The organism is Pseudomonas citrullilanati (assembly GCF_030580855.1).
GTDB lineage: Bacteria > Pseudomonadota > Gammaproteobacteria > Pseudomonadales > Pseudomonadaceae > Aquipseudomonas > Aquipseudomonas citrulli.
Map to the genome: position 1 here is coordinate 289374 of NZ_JAUQOP010000002.1, position 19694 is coordinate 309067.

The 19694-nt window shown below is 65.7% G+C and carries 17 protein-coding genes; 15 read left to right on the forward strand and 2 right to left on the reverse strand.

Annotation, left to right across the window (positions count from 1 at the left end):
* Positions 1–11 precede the first annotated feature (11 nt).
* Complete coding sequence (gene gshB / locus Q6A48_RS02905) at positions 12–965, reverse strand: glutathione synthase (RefSeq protein WP_304551835.1); 954 nt, start codon at positions 963–965, stop codon at positions 12–14.
* Between the two features lie 223 nt (positions 966–1188).
* On the opposite strand from gshB, the gene Q6A48_RS02910 reads away from it, so the two are divergent.
* The 6 genes from Q6A48_RS02910 to Q6A48_RS02935 all read left to right on the forward strand — a co-directional run bounded on the left by Q6A48_RS02910 (position 1189) and on the right by Q6A48_RS02935 (position 11414).
* Positions 1189–1617: a response regulator gene (locus tag Q6A48_RS02910; RefSeq protein ID WP_042731343.1), complete on the forward strand. Its 429-nt coding sequence runs from the start codon at positions 1189–1191 to the stop codon at positions 1615–1617.
* A 46-nt stretch (positions 1618–1663) separates the two neighbouring features.
* Positions 1664–2029, forward strand: a complete 366-nt coding sequence (gene pilH / locus Q6A48_RS02915) for a twitching motility response regulator PilH (RefSeq protein ID WP_042731352.1) — start codon at positions 1664–1666, stop codon at positions 2027–2029.
* Between the two features lie 10 nt (positions 2030–2039).
* Positions 2040–2579: a chemotaxis protein CheW gene (locus Q6A48_RS02920; protein WP_304551838.1), complete on the forward strand. Its 540-nt coding sequence runs from the start codon at positions 2040–2042 to the stop codon at positions 2577–2579.
* Between the two features lie 160 nt (positions 2580–2739).
* Positions 2740–4800: a methyl-accepting chemotaxis protein gene (locus Q6A48_RS02925; RefSeq protein ID WP_304551840.1), complete on the forward strand. Its 2061-nt coding sequence runs from the start codon at positions 2740–2742 to the stop codon at positions 4798–4800.
* 208 nt (positions 4801–5008) lie between these two features.
* Positions 5009–10948 carry an Hpt domain-containing protein gene (locus Q6A48_RS02930; RefSeq protein ID WP_304551841.1) on the forward strand — a complete coding sequence of 1980 codons (5940 nt, stop codon included), beginning with the start codon at positions 5009–5011 and terminating at the stop codon, positions 10946–10948.
* Entirely contained in the window at positions 10941–11414 is a 474-nt protein-coding gene (locus tag Q6A48_RS02935; protein WP_304551843.1) for a chemotaxis protein CheW, read from the forward strand. The genes Q6A48_RS02930 and Q6A48_RS02935 overlap by 8 nt, the downstream gene beginning before the upstream one ends.
* Before the next feature lie 118 nt (positions 11415–11532).
* Here Q6A48_RS02935 and Q6A48_RS02940 read toward each other — a convergent pair whose 3' ends face one another.
* A complete protein-coding gene (locus Q6A48_RS02940) occupies positions 11533–12042 on the reverse strand; it encodes a hypothetical protein (RefSeq protein WP_304551844.1) in 510 nt (169 codons plus the stop codon).
* A 368-nt stretch (positions 12043–12410) separates the two neighbouring features.
* On the opposite strand from Q6A48_RS02940, the gene mdcA reads away from it, so the two are divergent.
* From mdcA to madM, 9 genes are all read left to right on the forward strand, one after another.
* Positions 12411–14081 (forward strand): malonate decarboxylase subunit alpha, encoded by a 1671-nt coding sequence (mdcA, locus tag Q6A48_RS02945; RefSeq protein WP_304551845.1) that lies wholly within the window; start codon positions 12411–12413, stop codon positions 14079–14081.
* Complete coding sequence (locus Q6A48_RS02950) at positions 14081–14956, forward strand: triphosphoribosyl-dephospho-CoA synthase (RefSeq protein ID WP_304551847.1); 876 nt, start codon at positions 14081–14083, stop codon at positions 14954–14956. The genes mdcA and Q6A48_RS02950 overlap by 1 nt, the downstream gene beginning before the upstream one ends.
* Positions 14956–15255, forward strand: coding sequence for a malonate decarboxylase subunit delta (locus Q6A48_RS02955; RefSeq protein ID WP_304551849.1), 300 nt, complete (start codon positions 14956–14958; stop codon positions 15253–15255). Before Q6A48_RS02950 ends, Q6A48_RS02955 begins: the two co-directional genes overlap by 1 nt.
* Entirely contained in the window at positions 15248–16099 is an 852-nt protein-coding gene (locus Q6A48_RS02960) for a biotin-independent malonate decarboxylase subunit beta (RefSeq protein WP_304551850.1), read from the forward strand. The genes Q6A48_RS02955 and Q6A48_RS02960 overlap by 8 nt, the downstream gene beginning before the upstream one ends.
* Positions 16096–16899: a biotin-independent malonate decarboxylase subunit gamma gene (mdcE, locus tag Q6A48_RS02965; protein WP_304551851.1), complete on the forward strand. Its 804-nt coding sequence runs from the start codon at positions 16096–16098 to the stop codon at positions 16897–16899. The genes Q6A48_RS02960 and mdcE overlap by 4 nt, the downstream gene beginning before the upstream one ends.
* Positions 16893–17516: a malonate decarboxylase holo-ACP synthase gene (locus tag Q6A48_RS02970; RefSeq protein ID WP_304551852.1), complete on the forward strand. Its 624-nt coding sequence runs from the start codon at positions 16893–16895 to the stop codon at positions 17514–17516. Before mdcE ends, Q6A48_RS02970 begins: the two co-directional genes overlap by 7 nt.
* The gene (mdcH, locus tag Q6A48_RS02975; RefSeq protein WP_304551854.1) at positions 17513–18433 is read left to right on the forward strand and encodes a malonate decarboxylase subunit epsilon; all 921 of its coding nucleotides are present in this window, start codon (positions 17513–17515) and stop codon (positions 18431–18433) included. Before Q6A48_RS02970 ends, mdcH begins: the two co-directional genes overlap by 4 nt.
* 67 nt (positions 18434–18500) lie before the next feature.
* The gene (gene madL / locus Q6A48_RS02980; RefSeq protein WP_304551855.1) at positions 18501–18893 is read left to right on the forward strand and encodes a malonate transporter subunit MadL; all 393 of its coding nucleotides are present in this window, start codon (positions 18501–18503) and stop codon (positions 18891–18893) included.
* 5 nt (positions 18894–18898) lie between these two features.
* Positions 18899–19663, forward strand: coding sequence for a malonate transporter subunit MadM (madM, locus tag Q6A48_RS02985; protein WP_304551858.1), 765 nt, complete (start codon positions 18899–18901; stop codon positions 19661–19663).
* The last annotated feature ends 31 nt before the right edge of the window (positions 19664–19694 follow it).

The following is a 19694-nucleotide window of genomic DNA, read 5'->3' on the forward strand; positions in this document are numbered from 1 at the left end:
TCAGATCTGGATCAACGAGCCTTGAGCTTCTGATCGATGGCATCCATCAGCAGGCCGCCGATGTCGGTGCCGAAGGCGTTGTCGATCTCGCGGATGCAGGTCGGGCTGGTGACGTTGATTTCCGTCAGGTGTTCACCGATCACGTCCAGGCCCACGAACAGCAGGCCTTTCTCCCGCAGGGTCGGGCCGACCTGGGCGGCGATCCAGCGGTCCTTGTCGGTCAACGGGCGCGCCTCGCCACGGCCACCGGCGGCCAGGTTGCCACGGGTTTCGCCGGCCGCCGGGATGCGCGCCAGGCAATAGTCCACCGGTTCGCCATCGATCATCAGGATGCGCTTGTCGCCATCGACGATGGCCGGCAGGTAGCCCTGGATCATGATCTGCTGCTTGCCGTGCAGGGTCAGGGTTTCCAGGATCACCGACAGGTTCGGATGGCCGGCGGTGTGGCGGAAGATCGAGGAACCACCCATGCCGTCCAGGGGCTTGAGGATCACGTCGCCATGGTGCTCGGCGAATTCGCGCAACACGTCCGGGCGCCGGCTGACGATGGTCGGTGGCGTGCACTGCGGGAACAGCGTGGCAAACAGTTTCTCGTTGCAGTCGCGCAGGCTCTGGGGCTTGTTGACCACCAGCACGCCGGCGCTCTCGGCCTGTTCCAGCAGGTAGGTGGAGTAGACGAACTCCATGTCGAACGGCGGGTCCTTGCGCATCAGGATCACGTCGAGGTCGCTGAGCAGGGCGTCGTTTTCCGCGCCCAGTTCGAACCACTTCTCGGGATTGGCGAAGACCTTCAGCGGCTTCATCCGTGCCCGCGCCTGGCCTTCGGCCTGGTAGAGGTCGCGCTGCTCCATGTAGAACAGCTCCCAGCCGCGCTTTTGAGCGGCCAGCAGCATGGCCAGCGAGCTATCCTTTTTATAGGAAATGCTGGCGATAGGGTCCATGACAATGCCGACGCGTACGCTCATGGCTTGGTTCCTCGAAATATGATGGGCATAAAAGGCGTGAAAAAGTGGCGTCAGAGTGGCGCCCGGAAGTTTGGCGGTCAAGGAAAAACCGCCGCGCCGAGCGGCCGATAGATCGGCGATGGAGACTGTGCTAAAAAGGCTGCCATGTGACGCGCGGGCCTTGAACATCAAGGGTTTGCGCCGTCGACCACCCTGACGCGTTAAAAACCGGTTCGCAGTGGCAATGGCAGAGCAATTCACGCAGCAGCAACCCAGTGCCTTGAAGGTCATGGTCATCGACGACTCGAAGACCATCCGCCGCACCGCCGAAACCTTGCTGCGCAACGTCGGCTGCGAGGTGATCACGGCCATCGACGGCTTCGATGCCCTGGCCAAGATCGCCGATCACCATCCGGGCATCATCTTCGTCGACATCATGATGCCGCGCCTGGACGGCTACCAGACCTGCGCCCTGATCAAGAACAACAGTGCATTCAAGGCCACGCCGGTGATCATGCTGTCGTCCCGGGATGGCTTGTTCGACAAGGCCAAGGGGCGCATCGTCGGCTCCGATCAATTCCTGACCAAACCGTTCAGCAAGGAAGAACTGCTGGGTGCGATACAGGCCCATGTCCCGGGCTTTGCCGCTGTCCAGCCGCACCAGGCACATTAATGACACTCGGCCAACGGGCCTGGGGTCGACAAAAATGGGGAACACCATGGCACGTATCCTGATCGTCGATGATTCGCCGACCGAAATGTACAAATTGACCGGCATGCTGGAGAAACACGGCCATCAGGTCCTGAAGGCCGAGAATGGCGCCGATGGCGTGGCCCTGGCCCGCCAGGAAAAGCCCGACGCGGTGCTGATGGACATCGTCATGCCCGGCCTCAACGGTTTCCAGGCCACGCGCCAGTTGACCAAGGACCCGGACACCGGGCACATCCCGGTGATCATCATCACCACGAAGGACCAGGACACCGACAAGGTCTGGGGCACGCGCCAGGGCGCGAAGGACTACCTGACCAAGCCGGTGGACGAAGAAACCCTGATCGCGACCCTGAACAAAGTGCTGGCGGATTGACGACGCGGCCATGAGCCAGAACCTGACGGCATTCGAACTGCTGCTGCAGATCGACCGGCGCTGCCGGCTGCTGGGGGCGGACCTGCCCTCCCAGCCGACCCACCGCGACAGTTGGAGCGGCATCGGTTTTCGCCTGGGCGAGCATTGGTACGTGGCGCCGATGGGCGAAGTCAGCGAAGTGCTGCACGAGCCGCGCTACACACAGTTGCCCGGGGTCAAGCCCTGGGTGCGCGGGGTGGCTAACCTGCGCGGGCGGTTGCTGCCGTTGATGGACCTGTGCGGGTTCTTCGGCCACGAGCTGTCGCCCGTGCGCAAGCAGCGGCGCGTGCTGGTGGTGGATCACGACGAGGTGTTCACCGGCTTGCTGGTGGACGAGGTCCTTGGCCTGCAGCATTTTTCCCAGGGCAGCCTGGAGCCGCCGCTGGTGGACGAGCTCGACGGTCCGGAATCAACCTTCGTCAAGGGCCGGTTTGGCGGCGAGCGCGAATGGCAGGTGTTCAGCCCGTTCGCGCTGACGCGCTCGCCGGGGTTCATGGATGTGGCGGTTTAACGAGACGCAGCGCAGATCCAGTGTGGGAGCGAGCTTGCTCGCGATTGCGGTGGGTCAGATAAATCAATGCTGACGGGGCCGACGCTATCGCGAGCGAGCTCGCTCCCACAGTGAGGGGCACTGGCGAGTGGGTTGGATGAGGCAGTACAGGCGAGAACCGATGATCAAAGCAAAAGCAGGCAAGCCACTGGAAGCGTCGCGCAGTCGTTCGCAGATCATCGTGCTGTTCGTCGCGCTGATTGTCTTCATCGTGCTGTTGTTCGCCAACTTCGCTTACCTCAACACCCAGTCCACCTATGACAAGCAGTACATCGGCCATGCTGGCGAGCTGCGGGTGTTGTCCCAGCGCATCGCCAAGAACGCCACCGAAGCCGCCGCCGGCAAGCCGGCGGCGTTCAAGTTGCTCAGCGATGCGCGCAACGACTTTGCCCAGCGCTGGGGCTACCTGAAGCAGGGCGACCCGGTGACCGGCCTGCCGCCGGCGCCGGCCACGCTGCGCCCGCAGATGCGTGCCGTGCAGTTGGACTGGGAGCGCCTGCTGAAGAACGCCGATGCGATCCTGTCCAGCGAGCAGACCGTCCTGTCGTTGCACCAAGTGGCGGCGACCCTGGCCGAGACCGTGCCGCAATTGCAGGTCGAGTACGAAAAAGTCGTGGAGATCCTGCTGCAACGCGGTGCGCCCGCGGCCCAGGTGGCCATGGCCCAGCGCCAGTCGCTGCTGGCCGAGCGGATCCTCGGCGCGGTCAACACCGTGCTGGCGGGGGACGAAAACGCCAGCCAGGCCGCCGATACCTTCGGTCGCGACGCCGCGCGGTTTGGCCAGGTGCTCAACGGCATGTTGCAGGGCGACCCGGCCCTGAAGATTTCCCAGGTCCAGGATCGCGATGCCCGGGCCCGCTTGAGCGAAATCAGCGAACTGTTCGAGTTCGTCTCGGGTTCGGTGGATGAAATCCTCGAAACGTCCCCGGAGCTGTTCAAGGTCCGCGAATCGGCCGGCAACATCTTCAGCCTGTCGCAAACCCTGCTCGATGAAGCGTCGCACCTGGCTTCCGCGTTCGAGAACCTGGCCGGCGGACGGGCGGCCAATGCCATCGGCGGCTATGTGCTGGGCCTGCTGGCGCTGATGTCGATCATCCTGATCGGCCTGGTGATGGTCAGGGAAACCAATCGCCAACTGCGGGAAACCGCGGAAAAGAACGAACGCAACCAGAACGCGATCATGCGGCTGCTGGACGAGATCGAAGACCTGGCCGACGGCGACCTGACGGTGACCGCCTCGGTCACCGAGGACTTCACCGGCACCATCGCCGACTCCATCAACTACTCGGTGGACCAACTGCGCGACCTGGTGGCAACCATCAACCTCACCGCCGGCCAGGTCGCCGCCGCCGTGCAGGAAACCCAGGCCACGGCGATGCACCTGGCCCAGGCGTCCGAGCACCAGGCCCAGCAGATCTCCGAAGCGTCGACGTCAATCAATGAGATGGCCCAGTCCATCGACCAGGTCTCGGCCAATGCCGCCGAGTCGTCGGCGGTGGCCGAGCGCTCGGTGGAAATCGCCAACAAGGGCAACGAGGTGGTACACAACACCATCCACGGCATGGACAACATTCGCGAACAGATCCAGGACACCGCCAAGCGCATCAAGCGCCTGGGCGAGTCGTCCCAGGAAATTGGCGACATTGTCAGCCTGATCGACGACATCGCCGACCAGACCAACATCCTCGCCCTCAACGCCGCCATCCAGGCGTCCATGGCCGGGGATGCCGGGCGCGGTTTCGCGGTGGTGGCCGATGAAGTGCAGCGGTTGGCCGAACGCTCGTCGGCGGCGACCCGGCAGATCGAGACCCTGGTGCGGGCGATCCAGGCCGACACCAATGAAGCGGTGATCTCCATGGAACAGACCACCACCGAGGTGGTACGCGGCGCCCGCCTGGCCCAGGATGCCGGCGTCGCGCTGGAGGAAATCGAAGGCGTGTCCAAGACCCTGGCGGCGCTGATCCAGAGCATTTCCAACGCGGCGCAGCAACAGACCACGTCGGCGGGGCAGATTTCCCTGACCATGAACGTGATCCAGCAGATCACCACGCAAACCTCGTCGGGCTCCACCGCCACCGCCGAGAGCATCGGCAACCTGGCGAAAATGGCCAGCCAGCTGCGTCGTTCGGTGTCGGGGTTCACCTTGCCGGCGAAGCCTGCGGCGGATGAGGACAAGGCGTGACGGACTGGACCTGTCGGGTGGTGATGAGCCTTTGTGGCGAGAGGATTTATCCCCGATGGACTGCGAAGCAGTCCCAAAATAGCCAGTCTGGGACATAGATGTTGGATTTCTGCATCGCAGGGGCCGCTTCGCAGCCCAGCGGGGATAAATCCCCTCGCCACAAGGGCTGATGTGTTCCTGCGTCTTAGACCGTTGATTTGGAGTGGTTATGGCTGATCGGCACGACTATGTGGCCCTGGAATGGGTCAAGGGCGAGATTGCCGAAACGCTGAAGCAGGCCCACCTGGCCCTCAATCGCCTGGTGGACGACCCGCAGGCGTTGGATGCCCTTGCGCAATGCCTGGCCGGTATCCACCAGGTGCACGGTGGCTTGCAGATGGTCGAGTTCTACGGCGCCGCGCTGCTGGCCGAAGAGATGGAACAGCTGTGCCTGGCCCTGCAGGACAACCGCATCAGCCATCGCGACGAAGCCATCAGCCTGTTGAGCCAGGCCCTGGGCCAGTTGCCGATCTACCTGGACCGCGTGCAGGGCGCCCGTCGCGACTTGCCGCTGGTGGTGCTGCCATTGATCAACGATTTGCGCAGCGCCCGTGGCGAAAGCCTGTTGTCGGAAACCAGCCTGTTCAGCCCCGAGCTGCCGGACCTGCCGGCGCTGAGCGACGCGGCGTTGCGGCGACTCGAACCACCGGACCTGCCGAACACCCTGCGCAAGCTGCGCCAGACCTTGCAGATGGCCCTCGTCGGGCTGTTGCGCGAACAGGACGACGCCACTCACCTCGGTTACCTGGCCAAGGTCTTCCAGCGCCTGGAAGGGCTGTGCGCCGGGGCGCCGCTCAATGCCCTGTGGCAGGTGGCCTCGGCGCTGGTCGAAGGCATGCGCGACGGGCGCATCGCCAACAGCCCGGCGTTGCGCAGCCTGTTCAAGGAAGCCGACAAGGAGCTCAAGCGCCTGCTCGACCAAGGCATGCCCGGCATCAATCAGCCGGCACCGCCCCACCTGCTCAAGAGCTTGTTGTTCTATATTGCCAAGGCCGAACACCCCAGCGGGCAGATGCAGATCATGAAAGAACGCTACTCACTGGACGACGCGCTGCCCGACAGCGCCATGGTCGACGAAGAACGCGCGCGCCTCGCCGGGCCCGACCGCGATGCCCTGCGTTCGGTGCTCGCCGCGCTGTGCGAAGAGCTGGTGCGGGTCAAGGAGCGCCTCGACCTGTTCGTGCGCAGCGATCGCCAGCACGCCTCGGAGCTGGACAGCCTGCTGGCGCCGCTGCGGCAGATCGCCGATACCCTGGCGGTGCTGGGCTTCGGCCAGCCGCGCAAGGTCATCATCGATCAACTGGCGGTGGTGCTGAGTCTCGCCCAGGGCCAGCGCGAGCCCGATGACGCGACCCTCATGGACGTCGCCGGGGCCTTGCTCTACGTCGAGGCCACCCTGGCCGGCATGGTCGGCACCGTCGAGCCCGAGAGCCGCGAAGACACGCACCTGCCCACCACCGACCTGACCCAGATCCACCAGATTGTCATCAAGGAAGCGCACACCTGCCTGCAACAGGCCAAGGACATGATCGTCGACTACATCGACGCCGACTGGAACCGCGAGCAGTTGCAGCCCTTGCCGGCCCTGTTGACCCAGGTCCGCGGTGCGCTGGCGATGATCCCGCTGGGTCGCGCCGCCGGCCTGGTGGAGGCGTGCAACGGTTTCATCCGTGAACACCTGCTGTACGACCAGGCCCAGCCGGGCTGGGAGGCGCTCGATCACCTGGCCGATGTGATCACCGGCCTCGAATATTACCTGGAGCGCTTGAGCGAAGACCCGCAGACGCCCGGCGAGCCATTGCTCGACGGCGTCGAGCAGAGCCTGGCGGCGCTCGGCTACTTCCCGGACGAAGCGCGGGTGCCGTTGCTGGAGGATGTGCTGGGCCCCAACGAAGCCCAGCTCATGCAGGACTTGCAGGAGCTGGATGATCCGCAGACCGTGCAATCGCTGGCCCAGGTGCTGGCCAGCCCGGTGTCGACGGTCAACCCGCCGGCCCGCAGCACGCCGGGCAGCCTGCTGCCACCGCCACGGGACGAACACCCGGTGGACGACGAGTTGCGCGAGGTCTTCCTCGAGGAAACCGATGAGGTGCTGGACGTCCTGGGCGAATACCTGCCGCGCTGGAGCGCCGACCCCGACGACCACGGCGCCCTGGCTGAACTGCGCCGGGCCTTCCACACCCTCAAGGGCAGCGGCCGGATGGTGCGGGCGCTGGTGCTCGGCGAGCTGGCCTGGGCGGTGGAAAACCTGCTCAATCGGGTGCTGGAGCGCAGCGTCGAGCCGACGGCTGCGGTGCGCCAGTTGGTCGAGGACACGGTGCGGTTGCTGCCGGCCCTGGTGGCCGAATTCGCCGCCAGCCAACAGCGCCAGCGCGAAGACGTCGATCGCCTGGCCGCCCGCGCCCATGCCCTGGCCAAGGGCGACGACGAGGTCGATGAAGAAGGGCAGGACGTGGCCGCCCTCGATCCGCTGTTGCTGAAGATCTTCGACAATGAAGCCCAGGGCCATCTCGCCAGCCTCGATCGCTTTCTCGACCAGGCCACCGATCACCTGCCGTTGCAGGCCAGCGATGAGTTGCAGCGGGCCTTGCACACCCTCAAGGGCAGCGCTTCCATGGCCGGTGTTTTGCCGATTGCCGAGCTGGCCGGCGCGATGGATGACCTGGCGCGGGAATACAAGGCCCACCTGGTTGCCCTCGACCTGGATGAGGTCGAGCTGCTGCTGGAGGCCGGAGGATTGCTGCGTCGCAGCCTGCGCCAGTTGCACAGCGAACCGCTGGCGCCGATACCCGGCGCCGAGGATTTGATCCGGCGCGCCCAGGCGCTGTTGGCCGAGCGCCTGCAACCGGCCCTCGACACCCCGGACAAGGGGCCGCGAACCAAGCGCGATCCCCAACTGATCAATAACTTCCTGGCCCAGGGCATGGACATCCTGCTCGACGCCGAAAGCCTGTTGCAGCGGTGGCAGCAGCACCCGGGCGAGGGCCAGGAGTTGAGCGCGCTGCTCGATGAACTGACGACATTGGGCGAAGGCGCGCACCTGGCGGACCTGCACCCGGTCGATGAGCTTTGCGAAGCCTTGCTCGACCTCTATGGCGCGGTGGAAGAAAGCAGCCTGGCGGTCAGCGATGGGTTTTTCCAGGAGGCCCAGCGCGCCCATGAAGCACTGATCGACATGCTCGATGAATTGGCCGCCGGGCAGTCCGTGCATCCTCAGCCCGAGCGGGTGCGGGCCCTGCGCAAGCTGCTCGAAGACAGCCTCGACCCGGCGGCCACCGGCCTGATCCGCAGCGATGGCAGTCGCACCCTGAGCATCCACGAACTGGGCCACGCGACCGCCGAGCTGGAGCGCAACGCCACCGGCGACGCGCCGGTGGACGACGACATCGCCGCGATCTTCCTCGAAGAAGCCCAGGACATCCTCGAGAGCGCCGCCCAGGCCTTGCAGCGCTGGCTGGCCGACCCGGACAACGCCGCGCCGCTGTCCTCGTTGCAGCGGGACCTGCACACCCTCAAGGGCGGTGCGCGGATGGCCGATATCCGGCCGGTGAGCGACCTGGCCCAGGAACTGGAAAATCTCTACGAAGGCTTGGTGGACCGCCGCTACAGCCACAGCGAGGAACTGGAGCAACTGCTCGAGCGCAGCCACGAACGCCTCGACCTGTTGCTCGGGCAATTGCAACAGGGCCAGCCGCTGGGCGATCCCGTGGCGCTGATCGATGCCATCCGCCGCTTCCGCCAGGACAAGCCGAACGCCATCGACCCCGCCGGGGAAGGCCCGGGTGATACGGCCGGCCAGGATCCCGAATTGTTGGAGATCTTCCTCGAAGAAGGCTTCGACATCCTCGACAGCTCAGGCGCCGCGTTGCTGCGCTGGCAGGCCGAGCCGTCGAATCGCCAGGCCGTGGAAACCCTGCTGCGGGACCTGCACACCCTCAAGGGTGGCGCGCGGATGGTGGAAATCGTCCCCATCGGCGACCTGGCCCATGAGCTGGAGAATCTCTACGAAGGCTTGTCGGCCGGGCTGCTCCAGCCCAGCCCGAGCCTGTTCACCTTGCTGCAGAACAGCCATGACCGGCTGGCGCAGATGCTCGATGCCGTGCGCGCCGGGCAGCCGTGCCCGCCGGGCGACCGGCTGATCGCGCAGATCCAGGCGGTGAGCCACGCCCAGGAACAGCAGCCTGCCCAGGCGGCCCCGGTGGTGGAAGCGCTTGCGGTCCCGATCCCGGCCACTGCCACCGCGCCTGCGCCCGCCAGGCCCGAACCGGGTGCGCCCGGCGACGGCGCGGACATGGTCAAGGTGTCCGCCGAACTGCTCGACGACCTGGTCAACCTGGCCGGCGAAGCCTCGATTTTCCGTGGCCGTATCGAGCAGCAAGTCAACGATGCCCGGGTGGCGCTGAGCGAGATGGAGACCACCCTCGAGCGCATGCGCGACCAATTGCGCCGGCTGGACACCGAGACCCAGGGGCGGATCCTCAGCCGCCAGCAGGTCGAGGCCGAGCGCCTGGGCTACGAGGAATTCGACCCGCTGGAAATGGACCGGCATTCGCAGTTGCAGCAGCTGTCCCGTGCACTGTTCGAATCCGCCTCGGATCTGCTCGACCTCAAGGAAACCCTCGACCGCGGCAACCACGACGCCGAAAACCTGCTGCAACAACAGGGGCGGATCAACACCGAGCTCCAGGAAAGCCTGATGCGCACGCGCATGGTGCCCTTCGAGCGCATGCTGCCGCGCCTCAAGCGCATCGTCCGGCAAGTGGCCCAGGAACTGGGCAAGGATGTCGAGTTCGTGGTCGACAATGCCGAGGGCGAAATGGACCGCAACGTCCTGGAGCGCATGGCCGCGCCCCTGGAACACATGCTGCGCAATGCCGTCGACCACGGCCTGGAGCCGGCCGACGTGCGCATCGCCGCCGGCAAGCCGACCCGTGGACGCATCAGCCTCGACCTGTCGAGGGAGGGTGGCGACATCATTTTCGACATCCGCGACGATGGCGCCGGTGTGCCGTTGGAGGCGGTGCGGGCCAAGGCGATCAAGCGAGGCTTGCTGGCCCCCGACAGCGACATCAGTGACCGCGATGTGTTGCAGTTCATCCTCCAGCCGGGGTTTTCCACCGCCGAGAAGATCACCCAGATTTCCGGGCGCGGCGTCGGCATGGACGTGGTCCACGAAGAAGTGCGGCAACTGGGCGGCAGCATGATCATCGATTCGACGCCAGGGCAGGGCGTGCATTTCCGGATCCGCCTGCCGTTCACCCTGGCGATCAACCGGGCGCTGATGGTGCAGTGCCACGAGGACCAGTACGCGATCCCGCTCAATACCATCGAAAGCATCGTCCGGGTATTGCCCGCCGAACTGGACGGCTACTACCAGCTCGACCCGCCGACCTACACCTACGCCGGGCAGCGCTATGAACTGTGCTACCTGGGCGAGCTGCTGAAAACCACGGCGCGGCCGAAGCTGCTGGGCCAGAGCCAACCGTTGCCGCTGCTGCTGATGCAATGCAACGAACGTCACGTCGCGGTACAGGTGGACGCCACCGCCGGCACCCGCGAGATCGTGGTCAAGAGCCTGGGCGCGCAGTTCGCGGCGGTGCAGGGCGTATCCGGGGCGACGATCCTGGGGGATGGCCGGGTGGTGTTGATCCTCGACTTGCTGGCGCCGATCCGCGCCTTGCCCCACCAGGTGCCACGCCGACCGCTACCGGCCGAAAGCGAAGGCGAACCGCAACGGCCGCTGCTGGTGCTGGTGGTGGACGACTCGGTGACGGTGCGCAAGGTCACCAGCCGCCTGCTGGAGCGCCACGGCATGCACGTCCTGACCGCCAAGGACGGTGTCGATGCGATGGCGCTGTTGGCCGAACATGCCCCGGACCTGATGCTGCTGGACATCGAGATGCCGCGCATGGACGGCTTCGAAGTGGCCGCCCAGGTACGCAACGACCCGCGCCTGGCCCATCTGCCGATCATCATGATCACCTCGCGCACCGGCCAGAAACACCGCGATCGCGCCATGGCGATCGGCGTCAACGACTACCTGGGCAAGCCGTACCAGGAATCGGTGCTGCTCGACAGCATCGCGCACTGGAGCAAGCCCCATGCATGACCTGCACCCCCACCAGCGCACCAGCCACCTCACCGGGCTGCTGCTTCCCCTGGCGGACCGCCACCTGATCCTGCCCAACGTCGCCGTGGCCGAATTGATCGACTACCAGGGCAGCACGTTCGATATGGACACCCCGCCGTGGTTCCTCGGCTGGGCCAGCTGGCGCGAACGGCAGGTGCCGCTGCTGAGCTTCGAGTCGGCCTGCGGGCAGAAAACCGTGATCGGCGAGCGGGTGCGCATCGTCGTGCTCAACGCCCTGGGCGGCCGCCCGGAGCTGCGCTTCCTGGCACTGCTGGTGCAGGGTATCCCGCGCTCCTGCAAGCTCGACGCCCAATTGAGTTATGTCGATGTGCCGCTGTGCGGCTTGGAACAGGCGGCGGTGCAGGTGGGGGAGCATGTGGCGAAAGTGCCGGATCTGTTGGCGCTGGAGGAGTTGGTGGTGGCGGCGGGTCTGGTAAGGGCCTGAAATCACCTGTGGGAGCGAGCTTGCTCGCGATGGTGTGGCATTCACCATGGAGGTGGCTGGCCCGACGTGATCGCGAGCAGGTTCGCTCCCACAGGATGGATTCTTCAACTGGCAGGTTTCATTTGCCGGGCACTCGGTTGATTTCGATGTCGTCGATGTCCACCTTGCGGGACACACCCGGTTCTGCGTAATTCGTGCCGATCAAAACGTGCGCCTTGGTGCCGGAATAATGAACGCCGATAGGTTCAGTTTGCAGCCACTTCCCGGTGGGTGTGCTCTCGTCGATATAGAATGAACCGAAGCCCAGCGAGACGTTCGCTGTAACAATGACCCTGACGGTGGTCGCTTCCCCCGGCTCCGGTGGGTGAACGCGGTACTTGAAGGATGTGAACAGCGTCCCTTGTTCCGGCTTCGGGTCATCCTGCCTGGGGCCGGGAAACGTGAACATCTTGGCCAGTGATGGCAGGAATATATTTGGCGGCCTGTACTCCAGCTTGCCGGACCAGTACGTATTCTTGTTGCCTGCCTCTCCTTCCGATTTGAGCTCCCCATCCAGGGAACCCAGATCATTTTCCCAGCCGTTTCTTTTTCCATCCTGGAAGTCATGCCCATACTTGTCTTGGTTCATGCCTCTTCTCCCGCCGTGGCGTTCCGATCCTGCCGGAGGGACCCGGGCAGTGAAGATCGTCGCGCAGCTCATTCAGCCTCTGCGCAGCCAGGTTGACTACTGTCAGGATTGACAGGGCGAAGCGCTTATTCGATGGACGGTCACCATAGACCCTGTGGGAGCGAGCTTGCTCGCGATGGCTGCAGTCCATTCAATATCTTCGCTGACTGATACACCGCTATCGCGAGCAAGCTCGTTCCCACAGGAGGGTTGTGTTCAATTTGAATAACCGTTACTCCAACCGTAACGGTTCATCGCCGGGCTTGATTGATGCCCTCGCCCCAACGCTCCTAATGTGACCCCCACGACAGCGAACCCGTGGAGTGGTCATGACAACAACAATATCCCCCGACTCGCGCTGGACGCGGCGGCGCGCTGAGAAGCAGCGGCGTCTCGGGCTGGTGAAGGGGCTGGCCGACGGTGTGGTGTTGCCCACCGACAAGATTGTCGCGGCGCTGGAGGCGTTGATGCTGCCCGGCGACCGAGTGGTGCTGGAAGGCAATAACCAGAAGCAGGCGGACTTTCTCTCGCGGGCCCTGGCCAAGGCCGACCCCGGCAAGCTGCACGACCTGCACATGATCATGCCCAGCGTCGGCCGGCCCGAACACCTGGACCTGTTCGAACGCGGCATCGCCCGCAAGCTCGACTTTTCCTTCGCCGGCACCCAGAGCCTGCGCATCAGCCAGTTGCTCGAAGACGGGCTGCTGGAAGTCGGCGCGATCCACACCTACATCGAACTCTACGCGCGGCTGGTGGTGGACCTGATTCCCAACGTGGTGCTTTCCGCCGGCTTCATGGCCGACCGCGCCGGCAATATCTACACCGGCCCGAGCACCGAGGACACCCCGGCGCTGATTGAACCGGCGGCGTTCAGCGATGGCATCGTCATCGTCCAGGTCAACCAGTTGGTGGACGATGTCAGCGACCTGCCGCGGGTGGATATCCCGGCGTCCTGGGTCGATTTCGTGGTGGTGGCCGACAAGCCGTTCTACATCGAGCCGCTGTTCACCCGCGACCCGCGCCACATCAAGCCGGTGCACGTCCTGATGGCGATGATGGCGATCCGCGGGATCTACGAAAAACACAACGTCCAGTCCCTCAACCACGGCATCGGTTTCAACACCGCGGCCATCGAACTGATCCTGCCGACCTACGGCCAATCCCTGGGGTTGAAGGGCAAGATCTGCCGCAACTGGACCCTCAATCCTCACCCCACGTTGATCCCGGCCATTGAAAGCGGCTGGGTCGAAAGCGTGCATTGCTTTGGCACCGAACTGGGGATGGAAAACTACATCGCCGCCCGGCCTGACGTGTTCTTCACCGGTCACGACGGCTCGCTGCGTTCCAACCGCATGGTCTGCCAACTGGCGGGCCAGTACGCGGTGGACCTGTTCATCGGCGCCACGCTGCAAGTGGACGGCGACGGGCATTCTTCCACGGTTACCCGGGGCCGGTTGGCCGGCTTCGGTGGGGCGCCGAACATGGGCCACGACCCGCGCGGCCGTCGGCATGGCACCCCGGCCTGGCTCGACATGCGCCATGGCGACGGCGAGGCGCCGCTGCTGGAGCGGGGCAAGAAACTGGTGGTGCAAATGGTCGAGACCTTCCAGGAGGGCGGCAAGCCGACGTTCGTCGACACCCTCGACGCGGTGGACGTGGCGAAGAAAGCCGGGATGCCCCTGGCGCCGATCATGATCTACGGCGACGACGTCACCCACCTGCTGACCGAGGAAGGCATCGCCTACCTGTACAAGGCCCGTTCCCTGGAAGAGCGCCAGGCCATGATCGCCGCCGTCGCCGGGGTCACCGCCATCGGCTTGCGCCATGATCCGAAAGACACCGCGCGCATGCGCCGCGAAGGGTTGATCGCGCTACCCGAAGACCTCGGCATCCGGCGTACCGACGCCAGCCGCAAATTGCTCGCGGCCAAGAGCGTGGCCGACCTGGTGGAGTGGTCCGGTGGCCTCTACAACCCGCCCGCCAAATTCAGGAGCTGGTAATGCACGCATTCAACCTGCAACCAAACACCCTGAGCCTGGCTGAGCGGCTGGCGGACCTGGCGGTGGACGCGCTGATCGACGAAGCCGACCTGTCGCCCAAGCCGGCCCTGGTGGACCGGCGCGGCAACGGCGCCCATACCGACCTGCACCTTGGCCTGATGCATGCTTCGGCGCTGTCCCTGTGGCCCGCCTTCAAGGCCATGGCCGAAGCGGCGATCGAGTCCGGCGAAGTGAACCTGCCGCTGCGCGAAGCCCTCGGGCGGATTGGTCGCGAAGGCGAAGCGGCGATGCTCGCCACCACCGGCGGCGTGAATACTCACCGTGGCGCGATCTGGGCGCTGGGCCTGTTGGTGGCGGCAGCGGCGCTGGAACCTGAATCCAGCGTCGCCAGCGCCATCGCGTTGCGCGCCGCACGCCTGGCGTTGCTGGAGGATCGCTATGCACCGAAGTCCTTCAGCCACGGCACCCAAGTGGCCCAACGCTACGGCGCACGCGGCGCAAGGGAAGAGGCGCAACTGGGCTTTCCTTCGATCCTGCAACGCGCGCTGCCGCAACTCCGGCGCAGTCGTGCCCAAGGGCACGGTGAACAGAACGCCCGTCTCGACGCCTTGCTGGCGATCATGACCGAACTGGCGGACACCTGCGTGCTGTACCGCGCCGGCGAGCCCGGCTTGCACGCCATGCAGTGCGGCGCCCAAGCGGTGCTGGACGCCGGTGGCAGCGCCAGCCTCGACGGCCGTCGCCGATTGCACGGGCTGGACCAACAACTGATCGCCTTGAACGCCTCGCCCGGTGGTGCCGCCGACCTGCTCGCGGCCTGCCTGTTCGTCGACCGCATCGAATCGGGTGACGGCCTCATCCTGGGAGCTTTGTGATGCAAACCTTACTGTTCGAATTCCCCGCCGGGCAGCCGCCACGGGGGCGTGCGCTGGTGGGCTGTGTCGGCTCGGGCGACCTGGAAGTGCTGATCGAGCCCGGGCTTGCCGGCAAGCTGACGATCCAGGTACAGACCTCGGTCAATGGCAGCGAGCAACGCTGGCAGCATCTGTTCGCCCGCCTGTTCGACGGCCGGACACCGCCCGCGCTGGCCATCGACATCCACGATTTCGGCGCCACCCCGGGGGTGGTGCGCCTGCGCCTGGAACAAGGCTTCGAGGAGATCGGCCATGACTGACAGCGCCGCCTTGCTCAACAAACACAGTTTCGTCGAACTCGGCGCCCGGCAACGGGCGAAGGCCTTGCTCGACGCCGGCACCTTTCGCGAATTGCTCGACCCGTTCCAACGGATCATGTCGCCCTGGCTGCCGCGCCAGGGTGTGGTGCCGCAGAGCGACGACGGCGTGGTGATCGCCAAGGGCTCGCTCGACGGCCTGCCGGTGGTGGTCGCCGCCATCGAAGGGGCGTTCCAGGGCGGCAGCCTTGGCGAAGTCGGCGGGGCGAAGATCGCCGGCGCGCTGGAGTTGGCCGCCGAGGACAACCGCCGCGGCGTCCCGACCCGTGCCGTGCTGTTGCTGGAAACCGGTGGGGTGCGCTTGCAGGAGGCCAACCTCGGCCTGGCGGCGATTGCCGAGATCCATTCGGCGATCGTCGATTTGCGCCAGTACCAGCCCGTGGTGGGCGTGGTGGCGGGCAGCGTCGGCTGCTTTGGCGGCATGTCCATCGCCGCCGGGTTGTGCAGCTATTTGCTGGTGACCCAGGAAGCCCGGTTGGGCTTGAACGGCCCGCAGGTGATCGAGCAGGAGGCCGGGCTCGACGAATACGACTCCCGCGACCGGCCGTTCATCTGGAGCCTGACCGGCGGCGAGCAACGGTTCGCCACCGGGTTGGTGGATCGTTATGCGGCCGATGATGTGGCGCAGATCCGTCAACACGTCAGCCAATTGCTGCACCTGGGCGTGCCCGCGCACCACCGCAGCGGCCAGGCCGAGTGGTTCCTGCAACGCCTGGCCCGAGTGGACACCGACGTGCAAATCGAACCGGCGGCGGTTCGTCAGCTGTATCAGGGAGAACGCCCATGAGTGCGTATTCATTGAGGGGCCTGCGCTGGTTCGACGCCTTGAGTGGCGGCGCCCGCCCGGTGCAAGGGTTGCCGGCCTCGTTGAGAGTCGCCGACACCAGGCTGGGCGAGCAGGCCGTGCGCCTGCTGGCGGTGGTGGCCGATCCCGATAGCCGTTTTCCCCGGGCACGCAACGGCGAAGTCGGCTTGCTGGAAGGCTGGGGCCTGGCCAAGGCAGTGGATGACGCCATCGAGGCGGACCGCCAGGCCTCTGCCAAGCGAGCGCTGATCGCCATCGTCGATGTACCCAGCCAGGCTTATGGACGCCGGGAAGAAGCCCTGGGTATCCACCAGGCCCTGGCCGGCGCGGCGGACAGTTACGCCCGTGCCCGCTTGGCCGGGCATCCGGTGATCGGTTTGCTGGTGGGCAACGCAATGTCCGGGGCGTTCCTGGCCCACGGCTACCAGGCGAACCGGCTGATCGCGCTGCGCGATCCGGGGGTGATGGTCCACGCCATGGGCAAGGCTTCGGCGGCGCGGGTGACCCTGCGCAGTGTCGAAGAGCTGGAAGCGCTGGCCGCCAGCGTGCCGCCGATGGCCTACGACATCGACAGCTTCGCCAGCCTGGGTCTGCTCTGGGAAACCTTGTCGGTGGAACAGATCGAACAGCCCTCGGCGTCCGATCTGGCCCGGGTCGCCGATTGCCTGCAACAGGCGATCAAGGATGTCGACGGTGCCGCCCGTGATCTGCGCGGGCGCCTGGGGGCGCCTCATCGGGCCGCTTCCAGCCATGTCCGGCAATTGCTGGGTGAACAGTGGTGAGCACCTTCCTGGCCCACGACCTGCTCTGGGGAATGACCCCGGCGCTGTTACCGGCGGATGCGCCCGCTTGGGCGAGCGAAGCCCTCGGCCTCGGTCAACCGGTGGTGGTGCGACGGGCGCTGGCTCCGGCGGGCTGGGTGGCGGTGGGGGTTCGGGGGCGGGCCCGGGAGCAACGCTACGCTGCGTCGATGCCGTTGGCGGCGATCCAGCGCCGGGTTCGCCCGGAGGACCTGTGCCATGTCGAACCCCCTCGGGAGCTGCCGGCGCTGCAAGCGCTGTCTCGCCTGCGGCCGCTGCTCAATGCCTGGGGCTGGACCTGGGGCATCGGTGGCAGCGCCGGGTTCGAACTGGCCAGCGGGATCGAGGCGCTGCACGGGCGCAGCGACCTGGACTTGATCCTGCGCACGCCGCAACCGTTGGAGCGCCAGCGGGCCAGGGCCTTGCTGGCGGAACTGGACGACTCGGTGTGCCAGGTGGACATGCAGTTGCAGACTCCTTTTGGCGCCGTTGCATTACGCGAATGGGCGGGCCCGTCACGCCGGGTCCTGCTCAAGGACGACGTCCAGGCCCGGCTGGTGGACAACCCCTGGCAGCCGTCGCTGGAGCGGGTCGCATGAGCAGCCTCCTGGTGTTCCCGGGCCAGGGCGCGCAGCGGGCGGGCATGCTCCACGGCCTGGCGCCGCAGGTCCTGGACCTGGCCAGCGAAGTGCTCGGGGAGGACGTGTTGCAACTGGACAGCGCCGAAGCATTGCAGTCGACCCGCGCCGTGCAGGTGTGCCTGTTGATCGCAGGCGTGGCGGCGTCCCGCCGGTTGCTGGAGCAGGCGCCTGCGCCGGATTATGTCGCGGGGTTATCCATCGGCGCCTATCCGGCGGCGGTGGTGGCGGGTGCGCTGGGGTTCGAAGATGCGCTGCGATTGGTCAGCCTGCGGGGCGAATTGATGCAGCAGGCCTATCCACGGGGCCATGGCATGACCGCGATCATCGGCCTGGACCTCGCCGCCGTGGAAGCCTTGCTGGCGCAGGTGCACAGCGACCGCACGCCGGTCTACCTGGCCAATATCAATGCCGACAACCAAGTGGTCATCGCCGGCAGCGACGAGGCCATGGCGACCGTCGCCCGGCATGCGAAAAACCAGGGCGCCGGCAAGGCGTGCCGCCTGGCGGTGAGCGTGCCGTCCCATTGCCCGCTGCTCGAAGCACCGGCGCGGACACTGGCCCAGGCGTTTGCCGACGTGCCGCTGCGCGCCCCCGTGCTGGGTTATCTCAGCGGCAGCCGTGCCCGGCCGGTGGTCAACCCCCAGGCCTTGCGCGATGACCTGGCCTTCAACATGTGCCGTGTCGTCGATTGGCGCGGCACGGTGCAAAGTGCCTACGAGCGCGGTGTCCGGTTGCAGATCGAACTGCCGCCCGGCGCGGTACTGACCGGGCTGGCGCGCCGGGTCTTCGAGTCGGGCACGGTCATGGCCTTCGACGGGGCCCGGCTCGATACCCTGCAGGCGCTGCTCGCCGAGGAGGGACGCCGCCAACCCTAGACCACCGACTCAAGCTGGCGAAGCACAAAAACAACAACTTCGACGATGCATTTTGAGGACTACAACAATGATTATTTACGGTGTGGCGTTTCTGGCCTTTTGTACCTTGGCAGGTATTTTCATCGGTGAGCTGCTCGGCAAACTGATCGGTGTGCCGGCCAATGTCGGCGGCGTCGGCATTGCGATGCTGCTGTTGATCGGCCTGGGCAGTTACCTGGGCAAGCGCGGCCTGTTCAAGGGCAAGTCCGAGGCCGGTGTGGAGTTCTGGAGTGCGATCTACATTCCCATCGTGGTCGCGATGGCCGCCCAGCAGAACGTCTATGGCGCGCTCAAGGGCGGGCCCATGGCGATCCTGGCCGGGACCCTGGCCGTGGTGATTGCCTTTGCGATGGTACCGGTGCTGGTACGCATCGGCAGCAAGGGACCTGAGTCTGATGTTTCCGTGAAGACGGCAGGGTGACCGCCATGTATGAATCCATGATGAAGGTGATTACCGGTTACGGCATGATCAGCGGCTTTGCGATCATCGGCGTCACCATGTGGGTGTCCTACTGGATCAGCAACACGTTCACCAAGGGTCGCCTGCACGGCTCGGCCATCGCGATTCTGCTGGGTTTGGTGCTGTCCTACATTGGCGGGGCGATGACCGGCGGCCAGAAGGGCGTGGTGGACATTCCTCTGCTGTCCGGCATCGGTTTGCTGGGCGGTGCCATGCTGCGCGACTTCGCCATTGTCGCCACGGCCTTTGGCGTGAATATCGAGGAACTCAAGCGCGCCGGCTTCGTTGGCGTGCTGGCGCTGTTCGTCGGGGTGGGCACGTCGTTCGTTGCCGGCGTCGGCGTGGCGATGGTCTTTGGCTACACCGACGCGGTGAGCCTGACCACGATTGGCGCCGGGGCGGTCACCTACATTGTCGGTCCGGTGACCGGGGCGGCAATCGGCGCCAGCTCCGAAGTCATGGCGCTGTCCATTGCCGCCGGGCTGATCAAGGCGATCCTGGTAATGGTGGCGACGCCGTTCGTAGCGCCCTTGATCGGCCTGAACAATCCACGCAGCGCGGTGATTTTCGGTGGCTTGATGGGCACCTCCAGTGGCGTGGCCGGTGGCCTGGCGGCGACGGATCCGAAGCTGGTGCCCTATGGCTGCCTGACGGCGGCGTTCTATACGGCGCTGGGCTGCCTGCTGGGGCCTTCGTTGTTGTTCCTGATCATGCGCGGGTTGCTGGGGTAAGGCGCGGGATTTTCGCTGGGCGGGCTGTCCT

Bases quoted from the DNA above. Each gene is read 5' to 3' on its own strand.
- Q6A48_RS02955 (WP_304551849.1), top strand. From the start codon at position 14,956: ATGCAAACCTTACTGTTCGAATTCCCCGCCGGGCAGCCGCCACGGGGG.
- Q6A48_RS02930 (WP_304551841.1), top strand. From the start codon at position 5,009: ATGGCTGATCGGCACGACTATGTGGCCCTGGAATGGGTCAAGGGCGAG.
- mdcA (WP_304551845.1), top strand. From the start codon at position 12,411: ATGACAACAACAATATCCCCCGACTCGCGCTGGACGCGGCGGCGCGCT.
- Q6A48_RS02935 (WP_304551843.1), top strand. From the start codon at position 10,941: ATGCATGACCTGCACCCCCACCAGCGCACCAGCCACCTCACCGGGCTG.
- Q6A48_RS02960 (WP_304551850.1), top strand. From the start codon at position 15,248: ATGACTGACAGCGCCGCCTTGCTCAACAAACACAGTTTCGTCGAACTC.
- Q6A48_RS02950 (WP_304551847.1), top strand. From the start codon at position 14,081: ATGCACGCATTCAACCTGCAACCAAACACCCTGAGCCTGGCTGAGCGG.
- Q6A48_RS02920 (WP_304551838.1), top strand. From the start codon at position 2,040: ATGAGCCAGAACCTGACGGCATTCGAACTGCTGCTGCAGATCGACCGG.
- Q6A48_RS02910 (WP_042731343.1), top strand. From the start codon at position 1,189: ATGGCAGAGCAATTCACGCAGCAGCAACCCAGTGCCTTGAAGGTCATG.
- pilH (WP_042731352.1), top strand. From the start codon at position 1,664: ATGGCACGTATCCTGATCGTCGATGATTCGCCGACCGAAATGTACAAA.
- mdcE (WP_304551851.1), top strand. From the start codon at position 16,096: ATGAGTGCGTATTCATTGAGGGGCCTGCGCTGGTTCGACGCCTTGAGT.
- Q6A48_RS02925 (WP_304551840.1), top strand. From the start codon at position 2,740: ATGATCAAAGCAAAAGCAGGCAAGCCACTGGAAGCGTCGCGCAGTCGT.
- madM (WP_304551858.1), top strand. From the start codon at position 18,899: ATGTATGAATCCATGATGAAGGTGATTACCGGTTACGGCATGATCAGC.
- gshB (WP_304551835.1), bottom strand. From the start codon at position 965: ATGAGCGTACGCGTCGGCATTGTCATGGACCCTATCGCCAGCATTTCC.
- mdcH (WP_304551854.1), top strand. From the start codon at position 17,513: ATGAGCAGCCTCCTGGTGTTCCCGGGCCAGGGCGCGCAGCGGGCGGGC.
- madL (WP_304551855.1), top strand. From the start codon at position 18,501: ATGATTATTTACGGTGTGGCGTTTCTGGCCTTTTGTACCTTGGCAGGT.
- Q6A48_RS02940 (WP_304551844.1), bottom strand. From the start codon at position 12,042: ATGAACCAAGACAAGTATGGGCATGACTTCCAGGATGGAAAAAGAAAC.